Source organism: Dactylosporangium sucinum (assembly GCF_014647515.1).
Lineage (GTDB): Bacteria > Actinomycetota > Actinomycetes > Mycobacteriales > Micromonosporaceae > Dactylosporangium > Dactylosporangium sucinum.
In genome coordinates, this window is the sequence record NZ_BMPI01000031.1 from 76,072 (window position 1) to 88,788 (window position 12,717).

Below are 12,717 nucleotides of genomic sequence, written 5' to 3' on the forward strand. Positions count from 1 at the left end.
GTGGGCCGGGCGCCCGGGTCACAGCGGCAACCGGGTGGCCGCGACGCAGCCGCGGACGAGGGCGGGGCCGTGGTAGATCAGGCCGCTGTAGAGCTGGACCAGGCTCGCGCCGGCGTCCATCAGGCGCTGGGCGTCCGCCGGGCGGGTGATCCCGCCCACGCCGATGACCGGCAGGCCGCTCTCCTTGGCCACGAACCGGACCACCTCCAGCGCCCGCGCCGCCAGCGGGCGGCCGCTGAGCCCGCCCGGCCCGGCGAAGGGCACCGGGCGCTCGACCGTGGTGTTCGTCGCGATGAGACCCGCGACACCCAGGCTCAGGCACACGTCGAGCAGCTCGCCCAGCGCCGTCTCGGTGAGGTCCGGGGCGACCTTGACCAGCACCGGCTTGCCCTCGCGGTTCTCCGCGCGCAGCGCGCCGAGCAGGGCCGACAGCTGGGCCTTGTCCTGCAGTTGGCGCAGCCCGGGCGTGTTCGGCGAGCTCACGTTCACGGCGAAGTAGGAGCCCAGGCCGTACAGCTGGCGAAAGGAGTGCACGTAGTCCTCGACGGCGCCCGTGAGGGGGGTCACCTTCGACTTGCCCAGGCTGATGCCCAGCGGCACCGGCAACGGCCCCAGGGCGCGCAGGCGGGCCGCCAGGGCCTCCGCGCCCGCGTTGTTGAAGCCCATCCGGTTGACGATCGCCTCGTGCTCGGGCAGGCGGAACAGGCGGGGCCGCTCGTTGCCCGGCTGGGCGTGCCGGGTGACGGTGCCCACCTCGACGAAGCCGAAGCCGAGCTGGGGCCAGGCGCGCAGCGCGCGCCCGTCCTTGTCCATCCCGGCGGCCAGGCCGACCGGGTTGGGGAAGTCGACGCCGAAGACCGTCCGGCGGGCCCCGGGCGGGCTGACCGGGCGCCGGGTCCCCGGCACCCGCGACAGCACGCGGAGGGTCCGCTCGTGGACGGTCTCGGCGTCCCCGCCGCCCCACCGGAACAGCAGGGGGCGGACCACGCGCTCGTAGCGGCTCACCGCGCCTCGCGCATGGTCGCGTGCAGCTCCTGCAGCGGGCGCACGGTCATCTCGCCGCGCAGCAGTGCCTCGATGCCCATGACGGCGGCCGCGGCGCCCGGCAGCGTGGTGATGCACGGGATGTCGGCGACGACGGCCGCGCTGCGGATCTCGTAGCCGTCCTGGCGGCCGCTGGAGCCCTGCGGGGTGTTGATGACGAGGTCGGCCTCGCCGCCCGCGATGAGCGCGACCGCGTTGCGCCCGCTGCCCTCCTCGTAGTGCTTCGGGACGATCTCGCACGCGACGCCGTAGCGGCGCAGCACCTCGCCGGTGCCGGCCGTGGCGACGATCGCGAAGCCGAGGTCGGCGAGGCGCTTCACCGGGAAGACGATCCCGCGCTTGTCCCGGTTGGCCACCGTGACCAGCACGGTGCCGGCGGTCGGCAGCGAGCCGTAGGCGGCGGCCTGGGACTTGGCGAAGGCGTGCCCGAAGTACGCGTCGATCCCCATGACCTCGCCGGTGGACTTCATCTCCGGGCCGAGCAGGTTGTCGACGCCCTTGCCCTCGGCGGTGCGGAACCGCTTGAAGGGCAGCACCGCCTCCTTGACCGCGATCGGCGCGTCGTCGGGCAGGGTGCCGCCGTCGCCCTCGGCCGGCAGCAGGCCCTCGGCCCGCAGCTCGGCGATCGTCGCGCCGAGCGCGATCCGGGCGGCCGCCTTGGCCAGGGGCACCGCGGTGGCCTTCGACACGAACGGCACGGTCCGCGAGGCGCGCGGGTTGGCCTCCAGGACGTAGAGGACGTCGTCCTTGAGCGCGTACTGCACGTTGAGCAGCCCCCGCACCCCGATCCCGCGGGCGATGGCCACCGTGTAGCGGCGCACCTCCGCCAGGTGTACCGCGGCGAGCGTGATCGGCGGCAGCGCGCAGGACGAGTCGCCGGAGTGGATGCCGGCCTCCTCGATGTGCTCCATGACACCGCCGAGGTACACCTCGCCGGTGTCGTCGCACAGCGCGTCGACGTCGATCTCGATCGCGTCGTCGAGGAACCGGTCGACGAGCACCGGGTGCGCCGGCGAGATCTCCGTCGCCCGGCCGATGTAGTCGCGCAGGGTCGGCTCGTCGTAGACGATCTCCATGCCGCGGCCGCCGAGCACGTACGACGGCCGGACGAGCACCGGGTAGCCGATCTCGTCGGCGATGAGCTTCGCCTCCGGGAACGTGGTCGCGGTGCCGTGCGCCGGCGAGCGCAGGCCGGCCTCGGTGAGCAGCTTGCCGAACAGCCCGCGGTCCTCGGCGAGGTCGATCGCCGCCGGGGAGGTGCCGACGATCGGCACCCCGGCCCGGTACAGCCGCTCGGCGAGGCCCAGCGGGGTCTGGCCGCCGAGCTGCACGACCACGCCGACGACGCCGGGGCCGCCGGCCGAGTGGCCGGACTCGTCCTCGGCGTGGAACACCTCGAGGACGTCCTCGAAGGTGAGCGGCTCGAAGTACAGCCGGTCGGCCGTGTCGTAGTCGGTCGAGACCGTCTCCGGGTTGCAGTTGACCATGACCGTCTCGTAGCCCTTGGCCCGCAGCGCCATGACCGCGTGCACGCACGAGTAGTCGAACTCGATGCCCTGGCCGATGCGGTTCGGGCCGGACCCGAGGATGATCACCTTGGGCCGCGCCGACGGCGTGACCTCGGTCTCCTCCTCGTAGGTGCTGTAGTGGTACGGCGTGCCGGCCGCGAACTCGGCGGCGCACGTGTCGACGGTCTTGTAGACCGGCCGCAGCCCCAGCCGGTGGCGCAGGGTGCGCACGCCGTCCTCGCCGGCGAACTCGGGGCGCAGCGCCGCGATCTGCCGGTCGGACAGACCCGACCGCTTGGCCCGGCGCAGCAGCGGCAGGTCGAGCACGGCGGCGTCGAGGATCTCGGCGCGCAGGTCGACGAGGGCGGCGAGCTGGTCGACGAACCACGGGTCGAAGCCGGACGCCGCGGCGACGGCGGCGACGCTGTGCCCTTCGCGCAGCGCCCGCTCGGCGGTGTAGAGCCGGCCGTCGTGCGGCGTCTTCAGGGCGTCAAGGGCGTTGACGTCCGGTTTGTCGGCCACCGTCCAGAAGCCCGCGGCCGTCGTCTCCAGCGACCGCATCGCCTTGCCGAGCGCCTCGGCGAAGGTGCGCCCGAGGGACATGGCCTCGCCGACCGACTTCATCGTCGTGGTGAGCTCGGGGTCGGCGCCCGGGAACTTCTCGAACGCGAAGCGCGGGATCTTCACCACGACGTAGTCGAGCGCGGGCTCGAACGCGGCCGGCGTCTTCAGGGTGATGTCGTTGGGGATCTCGTCGAGCGTGTACCCGATGGCCAGCTTCGCGGCGATCTTCGCGATCGGGAAGCCGGTGGCCTTGCTGGCCAGGGCGCTGGAGCGGGACACCCGCGGGTTCATCTCGATGACGACCAGGCGGCCGGTGCGCGGGTGCACCGCGAACTGGATGTTGCAGCCGCCGGTGTCGACGCCGACCTCGCGCAGCACGGCGATGCCGAGGTCGCGCAGGCGCTGGTACTCGACGTCGGTGAGCGTCATCGCCGGCGCGACGGTGACCGAGTCGCCGGTGTGCACGCCCATCGCGTCGACGTTCTCGATGGAGCAGACGACGACCACGTTGTCGTGCTTGTCGCGCATCAGCTCCAGCTCGTACTCCTTCCAGCCGAGCACGCTCTCCTCGATGAGCACCTCGTGCACGGGCGAGGCGGCCAGGCCGCCGCCCGCGAGCCGGTCGAGGTCCTCCGCGGTGTGCGCCATGCCGGAGCCGAGGCCGCCCATCGTGAACGAGGGCCGGATGACCACGGGCAGGCCGAGCTCGGCGACGGTCGCGTGGACCTCCTCCATCGAGTGGCAGACCCGCGAGCGCGGGGTGTCGCCGCCGGCCCGCGCCACGATGTCCTTGAACAGCTGGCGGTCCTCGCCGCGGCGGATCGCCTCGATGTCGGCGCCGATGAGCTCCACGCCGTACTTCTCCAGCACGCCCGCCTCGTGCAGCGCGACGGCGGTGTTGAGGGCGGTCTGCCCGCCGAGCGTGGCGAGCAGCGCGTCGGGCCGCTCCTTGGCGATCACCTGCTCGACGAACTCGGGGGTGATCGGCTCGACGTAGGTGGCGTCGGCGAACTCCGGGTCGGTCATGATCGTCGCCGGGTTGCTGTTGACCAGGCTGACCCGCAGGCCCTCGGCGCGCAGCACGCGGCAGGCCTGGGTGCCGGAGTAGTCGAACTCGCACGCCTGGCCGATGACGATCGGGCCGGAGCCGATGACGAGGACGTGCCGGAGGTCGGTCCGCTTAGGCATTGGTGTTCATCAACTCCGCGAATCGGTCGAACAGGTAATCCGCGTCGTGCGGCCCCGCTGCCGCCTCCGGGTGGTACTGCACCGTGAACGCCGGCACGTCCAGGCACCGCAGTCCCTCGACGACGTCGTCGTTGAGGCAGACGTGGCTCACCTCGACCGCGCCGAACTCGGTGTCGTGGCGGCGGTCGACCGGCGCGTCGACCGCGAAGCCGTGGTTGTGGCTGGTGATCTCGACCTTGCCGGTGATCCGGTCGACGACCGGCTGGTTGATGCCCCGGTGGCCGTACCCCAGCTTGTACGTGCCGAACCCCAGCGCGCGGCCCAGGATCTGGCTGCCGAAGCAGATGCCGAACAACGGGATCCGGGCGGACAGCACGGCCCGCGCCAGCGCCACCGGGCCGTCCGCGGTCGCCGGGTCGCCCGGGCCGGGCGAGAAGAAGACGGCGTCGGCGCCCACGGCCCTGATGTCGTCGAGCGTGGCGCTCGCCGGCAGCACGTGGGTGGTGACGCCGCGCTTGGCGAGCCGGCGCGGCACGTTGCGCTTGATGCCGAGGTCGATCGCGGCGACCGTGAACCGTCGTTCGCCGTCGGCCTCCACGGTGTACCGCTGGGGCGTGCTCACCTCGGCGGAGAGGTCGGCGCCGAGCATCTCCGGCTGCTGCCGGACGCGCTCGAGGAGCCCTCCGCGGTCGTCGTCGACGCTGGACACCCCGACCCGCATGGCCCCGCGCTCGCGCAGGTGGCGGGTGAGCGCGCGGGTGTCGATGCCGCTGATCCCGACGATCCCCTCGACGGCGAGCCGGTCCTCCAGGCTGCCGCCCGCGCGCCAGTTCGAGTAGGAGCGGGACGGGTCGCGCACGACGTAGCCGGCCACCCAGATGCGGTCCGACTCGTCGTCCTCGGCGTTGATGCCGGTGTTGCCGATCTGCGGCGCGGTCTGCACGACCACCTGGCGGTGGTAGGACGGGTCGGTGAGCGTCTCCTGGTAGCCGGTCATGCCGGTGTTGAAGACGGCCTCGCCGAACGTCTCGCCGATGCTGCCGAACGCCTCGCCGCGGAAGGTGCGACCGTCCTCGAGGACGAGCAGTGCCTCTCTGCGCTTCACCGCGTGGCCTTTCCGTTCAGTACCGTGGGCTCCCCGCGCAGGTAGGTCGCCACGATGCGGCCGCGCAGTTCCGTTCCGGCATAGGGGGTGTTGCGGGACCGGCTGGCCAGGGCCGTCGGGTCGACGGTCCAGCTGACGGCCGGGTCGAAGAGCGCGATGTTGGCGGGGGCGCCCACCGCCAGGGCGTGGCCGTGCCCCTCCAGCCCGGCGATGCGGGCCGGCGCCGCCGACATCCACTCGGCGATGCGGTCCCAGTCGGGGCCCATCGTCGTGACCACGATGGCGAGGGCGGTCTCCAGGCCGAGCATGCCCGGCCGGGCGTACGCCCACTCGCACTCCTTGTCCTCCACGGTGTGCGGCGCGTGGTCGGTGGCGACGCAGTCGATCGTGCCGTCGCGCAGGCCCTCGCGCAGCGCGTCGACGTCGGCCTGGGTGCGCAGCGGCGGGTTGACCTTGAAGACCGGGTCGTAGCCGGTGGCCCGGTCCTCGGTGAGCAGCAGGTGGTGCGGCGTCACCTCGGCGGTGACCCGCCAGCCCTTCGACTTGGCCCAGCGGATGAGCTCGACGCTGCCGGCCGTGGAGACGTGGCAGATGTGCAGGCGCGCGCCGACGTGCCCGGCCATGAGGGCGTCGCGGGCGATGATCGCCTCCTCGGCGACGGCGGGCCAGCCGGTGAGGCCCAGCCGGGCGGCGACCTCGCCCTCGTTCATCTGCGCGCCGACGGTGAGCCGCGGCTCCTCGGCGTGCTGCGCGATGACGCCGTCGAAGGCCTTCACGTACTCCAGGGCCCGCCGCATGAGCCGCGGGTCGCTCACGCAGTGCCCGTCGTCGGAGAAGACCCGCACCCGGGCGGCGGAGTCGGCCATCGCGCCCAGCTCGGCGAGCTGCTCGCCGGCCAGGCCGACGGTCACCGCGCCGACGGGCTGCACGTCGACCAGCCCGGCCTCGCGGCCGAGCCGCCAGACCTGCTCGACGACGCCGGCCGTGTCGGCGACGGGTGAGGTGTTGGCCATGGCGCAGACGGCGGTGTAGCCGCCGAGGGCGGCGGCGCGGGAGCCGGACTCGACGGTCTCGGCGTCCTCGCGGCCGGGCTCGCGCAGGTGGGTGTGGAGGTCGACGAGGCCGGGGAGGGCGATGAGGTCGCCCTTGCGGTCCGGATCGATGCGGACGATCGCCCCGTTCTCGACGTGGATGTCGCCCAGGTGCGTGCCCTTGATGACGGTCATGACTTTCCCCCCAGGAGCAGGTAGAGGACCGCCATCCGCACGGACACGCCGTTGGCGACCTGTTCGACGATCGTGGAGCGGGCCGAGTCGGCCACCTCGGGCGCGATCTCCATGCCCCGGTTCATCGGGCCGGGGTGCATGACGATCGCGTGCTCCGGCAGGCGGCGCATGCGCGGCAGGTCGAAGCCGTAGCGGCGGGCGTACTCGCGCTCGGACGGGAAGTACGCCTGGTCCATCCGCTCCCGCTGGACCCGCAGCATCATGACGACGTCGGCGTCCGGGACCACGGCGTCGAGGTCGTAGCTGGTCTCGGCGGGCCACGCCGCCACCCCGACCGGCAGCAGGGTCGGCGGCGCGACGAGCGTCACCTTCGCCCCGAGCGTGTGCAGCAGCAGCACGTTGGACCGGGCGACCCGGGAGTGCAGCACGTCGCCGACGATGGCCACGTTGAGCCCGGCGACCCGCTTGAGCCGGCTGCGCATGGTGTACGCGTCGAGCAGCGCCTGGGTCGGGTGCTCGTGCGTGCCGTCGCCGGCGTTGACCACGCTGCCCTCGACCCAGTTGGCGAGGCGGTGCGGCGCGCCGGAGGCCGGGTGACGGATGACCACCGCGTCGGCGCCCATCGCCTGCAGGGTGAGCGCGGTGTCCTTGAGGCTCTCCCCCTTGGACACGCTGGAGCCCTTGGCCGAGAAGTTGATGACGTCGGCGGAGAGCCGCTTCGCGGCCGCCTCGAACGAGATGCGGGTGCGGGTGGAGTCCTCGTAGAAGAGGTTCACCACGGTGCGTCCGCGCAACGTCGGCAGCTTCTTCACCTCGCGGGCGGCGAGCCCGGCCATCTCCTCCGCGGTGTCGAGCACCTGGGTCGCGGTGGCGGCGTCGAGGTCGGCGGCGCTGAGCAGATGCTTGATCATGATTTCTGCCCCTTCGTCTGGATCATCACCGCGTCGAGGCCGTCGTGCTCGGCGGTCAGCACGCGCACGTTCTCGTCCAGCGAGGTCGGGATGTTCTTCCCGACGTAGTCGGCGCGAATCGGCAGCTCGCGGTGGCCCCGGTCGACGAGGACGGCGAGCTGGACGGCACGGGGGCGGCCCAGGTCCTTCAGCGCGTCGAGCGCGGCGCGGACCGTGCGGCCGGAGAAGAGGACGTCGTCGACGAGGATGACGCGGCGCCCGTCGAGGCCCCCGGGAGGGATCTCCGTGTGACCAACCGCACGGGTCGCCTGGAGGCGCAGATCGTCCCGATAGAGCGTGATGTCCAACACACCGACCGGAACGTCCGTGCCCTCGAAGGTCGCGATCCGGGCGGCGAGGCGCCGGGCCAGCGGCACGCCGCGGGTGGGTATGCCCAACAGCACAGTTTCGGCCGCGCCGGACGTCTTTTCCAGAATCTGGTGGGCAATCCGGTCCACCACCCGGGCGACATCTTCCGCCGAGAGGATGGTTTTTCCCAGCTCAGTGCCGGTTGTCGGGGACGACAAACCAGACCTCCTTCCCCGCCTCGCTGGACGGGTCGTTAAAGGACGTCGAACGTCACCTACCCTAACAACCGCCCTGACCAGGGCAACGGAAGGGTCTCGGGCACTTGACCACGCGCCGTAACCCAGTTACGGTCACGCTCCGTAGCGATCGCTGGGGAAACCCCTCAGGCCAGTGACTGGGAGTGTCCGTATGCCGTCTGAGTACGCCAAGTCTCTTGGTGCTCGCCTGCGTTCCATCCGACAGCAGCAGGGGCTGTCTCTGCAGGGTGTCGAGGAGAAGTCGGCCGGGCGCTGGAAGGCCGTCGTCGTCGGTTCCTACGAGCGCGGCGACCGTGCCGTCACGGTGTCGCGCCTCGCCGAACTGGCCGAGTTCTACCGCGTCCCCGTCGCCGAACTGCTCCCCGAGGGCAGCGGCGTCCGCCACGAGCCCACCAACAAGATCGTCCTCGACCTGGAGCGCCTCTACGACGCCGGCGCCGAGGACCTGGCCTACGTGGCGCGGTACGCGCGGGCCATCCAGCAGCAGCGCGGCGACTACAACGGCCGCGTCCTGTCGATCCGCGCGGACGACCTGCGCGCTCTGGCGATCGTCTACGACGCCTCGCCGTCGGGCCTGGTCGAGCGCCTGAACGAGCACGGCGTCCTGGTGACCGACCCGCGCAGCCTGTTCCAGAGCTGACGAAACGCGCCTCTTGAGGGGGCCGCGCCCGGCCGGGGGCGGCCCTTTTGCGTCCCCACCGCCGGCCGCCTGCCCGCGGGCCCCTGCCCGGCCGGCGGCCGGCTCCTTCAAGTTGACCTTGGTGGGTTTCGGTCGCCAGGGCAGCGGAAATCCACCAAGGTCAGCGGACGGCGACCGCGCGCCGCCACGCCGCACGCCCCGCACCTCGCCCCGCTCCCGGGCCGTGACCAATTTCTCAAGTTGACCTTGTCTCTCTGGTTGACCTTGTTCCTCAAGTTGACCTTGGTGGATTCCGGTCGCCAGGGCAGCGGAAATCCACCAAGGTCAACCCGGCAGCGGACGGCGACCGCGCGCCGGGTCCGCGGCCGGACGAGGACCAGGCGCACGGGCGCCGTCCGGTGGGCGCCAGCCGGCGGACCACAGCGCCGCGCGCACCTGGGCCGCCACCTCGGCGGGCCGGTGACGGACCTGCCAGGCCGCGAACCGCAGCAGCCGGCCGCCCGCGATCGCCACGTCGTTGTGCTGGCGCATGTCGGCGACCCACGCCCGCGCCTCCATGTGCTGACCGCCGTCGATCTCGACGTGGACGCCGAAGTCGTCGAAGAGCGCGTCGCGGTACCGCTTGCGCCCGAGGCTGTCGAGGCGCACCACCTGCCGGCTCGGCTCGGGCAGCCCGTGACGCCGGCAGAGCCGGACGAAGTCCACCTCCGGCAGCGACTCCGAGCCGCCCCGGGCGTCGTCGGCGGCGGCCCGGATCAGCCGCTCGCGCCGCAGGCCGCGCATCCGGTCGAGCGCGGCGTGCACGTCGTCGCCCGCGACCAGCCGCTGCTGGAACCCGGCCGAGATCACCGCCGCGGCCTCGGCGTCGTCCACCGCCCACTGCGCCGCGTCGATCAGCGAGCGGGCGGCGGACGTCCGGGGCGGTGCGGCGTTGCCCAGCGTGTCGGCCGCCGGCAGCTGGACGGTCCGGCGCACAACGGTCCCGGGCGGCGCCACGAGCTTGCGGCCGGAGCGCACCAGGATGTACGTCTCATGCCGGAAGTAGTGCCGCAGGCCGGATGCCTCCAGTGCGCTGAGCCCGGCGAGCAGGCCGTCCGTGGCCAGCACCGCGAGCCAGCGGCGCTGCGCGACGCCGAGCTCGCCGGGAACGGCCACGTAGACCGATCGGTGCGGCCGCTGCCAGCGGCCGGACGAGACCCGGTGCCGCAGGGCGCTCTCCGACAGGTGACCCAGGGCCTGGCGGCGGGAGACGACCCGGTGCTGCCGGAACAGCAGGTGCTCGAACGGGTCGTCACCGCGCGGGGGCTCGCGCTCCGCCGTGTTCCAGGACATGCCCCGACCGTGGCACGAGCCGGGTGGCGAGCGCTGCCCCCGGGTGCGGCCTGTGGATAACCCTACGTGGCGTAGTCGGCGATGCGGCCCAGGATGCCGTTGAGGAAGCGGGGGCTGTCGTCGGTCGACAGCGTCTCGGCGAGCTCGACCGCCTCCGTGATGGCCACCGGGTTGTCGATCTCGTCGTTGTACAGCAGCTCGTACACCGCGATGCGGGCCAGGTTGCGGTCCACCACCGGCATGCGCTCCAGGGTCCAGCCCTCGGCGTAGCTCGACAGCAGCTCGTCGATGCGGGCGGCGTGCGACTCGACGCCCTCGACGAGGCGGACCGTGTAGGGCAGATACGCCGGCTTCGGCTCCTCCAGGTTGGCCACGTAGGCCGTCAGGACCGACCCGCGCGGCTCACCGCGCAGGTCGGCCTGGTAGAGCACGTCCAGGGCGCGCTTGCGGGCCTTGCGCCGCGCGGTCATCTGCGCGGTGACGTCGCCCCCAAGGAAAGAGTTCACGCCCGGCCCAGGTAACGGCTGTCGCGGGTGTCCACCTTGATCTTCTCGCCGGTGGAGATGAACAGCGGCACGTTGACGGTCGCGCCGGTCTCCACCGTGGCCGGCTTGGTGCCGCCGGTCGAGCGGTCGCCCTGCAGGCCGGGCTCGGTGTAGGTCACCTCGAGGATCACGGAGGTGGGCAGCTCGATGTAGAGCGGCGCGCCCTCGTGCGTGGCGACGATCACCTCGGCCTCGGGCAGGAGGAAGTTGCTCGCCTCGCCGACGGTGCCGCCCGGGACGCTGATCTGCTCGTACGTCTCCAGGTCCATGAAGACGTAGTCCTCACCGTCGAGGTAGAGGTACTGCATCGTGCGCTTGTCGACCGTGGCGGTGTCAACTTTGGTCCCGGCGTTGAACGTGCGGTCGACCACCTTGCCGGAGAGCACGTTCTTCAGCGTGGTCCGCACGAACGCGCCGCCCTTGCCCGGCTTGACATGCTGGAACTCCACGACGGTCCAGAGGTCGCCGTCGAGGTTGAGCACCAGGCCGTTCTTCAGGTCGTTCGTGGTTGCCATGTGGATAGACGTCACTTTCGTCGAATGGTCCGCGGCGTCCGCCGGCGGAAAAAGGCCCGGTGAAGTGTACCGGTCGAAGTGAAATCGGCCCGAAGCAGCATACCGGCCGCAACGGGCTGTGTTCACCCGCACGTTTCCATCGAGACATCTGACTCTGCCAGCGTGCCCGGGTGGGACGACCGGAACTCACCGTCAACCGTACCCTCGGCTTCGCCGGCGCCATCGCGATCGCCATCGGCGGCCTGGCCGCGGGCGCCCTGCCGTTGCGCGACCCGTTCGAGCACTGGCCGGTGGTGCGGGAGTTGCGGGCGTTCCCGTTGCTGGGGGTGGCCGGCACCTACCTCGGGCTGGCCCTGCTGTGCGGCGCCTGGCTGCGCCTGCGCTCGACGCTCGACGAGCAGAGCCCCGGCGACCTGGTGAAGACGCTGCTGTGGTGGGGGGCGCCGCTCGCGCTGACCCCGCCGATGTTCAGCCGGGACGTGTACAGCTACCTCGCCCAGGGCGCGATGGTGCGCGACGGGCTCGACGCGTACAAGTTCGGGCCGTCGAGCCTCGGCGGTCCCCTGGCGGCCAACGTGCCGCCGATCTGGCAGGACACCCCGGCGCCCTACGGGCCGGTGTTCCTGCGCGCCGCCGCCGGCGTGGTGGAGGTGACCGGCGACCACGCGGTCTGGGGCGTGTTCGGGCTGCGCGTCGTCGCCCTCGCCGGGGTCGCCCTCGTGGTCGTGTGCCTGCCGGGGATCGCCGCCCGGTTCGGGGTGCCGCCGCAGCGCGCGCTGTGGTTCGGCGCGCTGAACCCGCTCCTGCTGCTGCACCTCGTCGCGGGCGTGCACAACGACGCGGTGATGGTCGGGCTGATGGCCGCGGGCCTCTACTGCGCCGCCAAGCAGCGCCCGATGCTCGCCACCGCCCTCATCGTGGCCGCGTCGCTCATCAAGGTGCCGGCCGCGCTCGCCATCGTCGCCGTCATCGCGCTCGCCCCGACCAAGATCCTGCGCATCGTCGTCGCCGGCGCGGGCGCCCTGCTCTCCCTGCAGCTCGCCGCCGACCTGGGGCTGGGCTGGATCGGCGCGCTGCGGACCCCGACCACCGTGCGCAACGGGCTGTCGTTCAGCACCGACATCGCCATGCTCGTCGGTGAGGCCGGCTGGCCGGGCGCGACCCAGGCGATCCGCACGGTGGCGCTCGGGCTCGGCTGCCTCATCGCCGCCTGGGCGCTGCTACGGGCACCCAACCCGGTGGCGGGCGTGGGCATCGCGCTGGCGGCCATCGTCCTCTTCGGCCCGGTGGTGCATCCCTGGTACCTCCTGTGGCCGATCGTCCCGATCGCGGCGGGCCTGCGGCGGGTGCCGCCGGCGGCGGTCTGGGGCTGCGTCGGGGTGGCCATGTTCCTGCTGCCGGGCGGCGCCCCCGGCTACCCGCAGGCGGTCGTCGCCGCGGTCATCGGCACCGTCGCCGGCCTGCTCTACCTCAGGCTGCGCCCGCCGGTGCCGGCGTTGGTCCCGGTCGTGTGACCTCCGCTGCGCTCCGGCCC

11 protein-coding genes are annotated in these 12,717 nt (G+C 72.5%); 2 read left to right on the forward strand and 9 right to left on the reverse strand.

The window, feature by feature from the left end; genetic code table 11:
* Positions 1-18: 18 nt before the first annotated feature.
* From IEZ31_RS29050 to pyrR, 6 genes are read right to left on the reverse strand one after another with little or no spacing between them, the layout of a single operon-like run.
* Complete coding sequence (locus IEZ31_RS29050; RefSeq protein ID WP_190253178.1) at positions 19-1,005, reverse strand: quinone-dependent dihydroorotate dehydrogenase; 987 nt, start codon at positions 1,003-1,005, stop codon at positions 19-21.
* Positions 1,002-4,304, reverse strand: a complete 3,303-nt coding sequence (carB, locus tag IEZ31_RS29055) for a carbamoyl-phosphate synthase large subunit (RefSeq protein WP_190253179.1) — start codon at positions 4,302-4,304, stop codon at positions 1,002-1,004. The genes IEZ31_RS29050 and carB overlap by 4 nt, the downstream gene beginning before the upstream one ends.
* The gene (gene carA / locus IEZ31_RS29060) at positions 4,297-5,409 is read right to left on the reverse strand and encodes a glutamine-hydrolyzing carbamoyl-phosphate synthase small subunit (protein WP_190253180.1); all 1,113 of its coding nucleotides are present in this window, start codon (positions 5,407-5,409) and stop codon (positions 4,297-4,299) included. The genes carB and carA overlap by 8 nt, the downstream gene beginning before the upstream one ends.
* Positions 5,406-6,635 (reverse strand): dihydroorotase, encoded by a 1,230-nt coding sequence (locus IEZ31_RS29065; protein WP_190253181.1) that lies wholly within the window; start codon positions 6,633-6,635, stop codon positions 5,406-5,408. Before IEZ31_RS29065 ends, carA begins: the two co-directional genes overlap by 4 nt.
* Positions 6,632-7,546 (reverse strand): aspartate carbamoyltransferase catalytic subunit, encoded by a 915-nt coding sequence (locus IEZ31_RS29070; protein WP_190253182.1) that lies wholly within the window; start codon positions 7,544-7,546, stop codon positions 6,632-6,634. Before IEZ31_RS29070 ends, IEZ31_RS29065 begins: the two co-directional genes overlap by 4 nt.
* Positions 7,543-8,112, reverse strand: coding sequence for a bifunctional pyr operon transcriptional regulator/uracil phosphoribosyltransferase PyrR (gene pyrR / locus IEZ31_RS29075; RefSeq protein ID WP_190253183.1), 570 nt, complete (start codon positions 8,110-8,112; stop codon positions 7,543-7,545). The genes IEZ31_RS29070 and pyrR overlap by 4 nt, the downstream gene beginning before the upstream one ends.
* A gap of 190 nt (positions 8,113-8,302) precedes the next feature.
* On the opposite strand from pyrR, the gene bldD reads away from it, so the two are divergent.
* Complete coding sequence (gene bldD, locus IEZ31_RS29080) at positions 8,303-8,791, forward strand: transcriptional regulator BldD (protein WP_033356835.1); 489 nt, start codon at positions 8,303-8,305, stop codon at positions 8,789-8,791.
* A gap of 324 nt (positions 8,792-9,115) precedes the next feature.
* On the opposite strand, the gene IEZ31_RS29085 is transcribed toward bldD, so the two are convergent.
* The 3 genes from IEZ31_RS29085 to efp form a co-directional block, all read right to left on the reverse strand.
* Positions 9,116-10,123, reverse strand: coding sequence for a hypothetical protein (locus IEZ31_RS29085; protein ID WP_190253184.1), 1,008 nt, complete (start codon positions 10,121-10,123; stop codon positions 9,116-9,118).
* A gap of 62 nt (positions 10,124-10,185) precedes the next feature.
* Complete coding sequence (gene nusB, locus IEZ31_RS29090; protein ID WP_190253226.1) at positions 10,186-10,593, reverse strand: transcription antitermination factor NusB; 408 nt, start codon at positions 10,591-10,593, stop codon at positions 10,186-10,188.
* A 32-nt stretch (positions 10,594-10,625) separates the two neighbouring features.
* Positions 10,626-11,183, reverse strand: coding sequence for an elongation factor P (gene efp / locus IEZ31_RS29095; protein ID WP_190253185.1), 558 nt, complete (start codon positions 11,181-11,183; stop codon positions 10,626-10,628).
* Positions 11,184-11,353: 170 nt separating this feature from the next.
* Between efp and mptB the strand changes: the two genes are divergently transcribed.
* A complete protein-coding gene (mptB, locus tag IEZ31_RS29100) occupies positions 11,354-12,697 on the forward strand; it encodes a polyprenol phosphomannose-dependent alpha 1,6 mannosyltransferase MptB (protein WP_190253186.1) in 1,344 nt (447 codons plus the stop codon).
* The last annotated feature ends 20 nt before the right edge of the window (positions 12,698-12,717 follow it).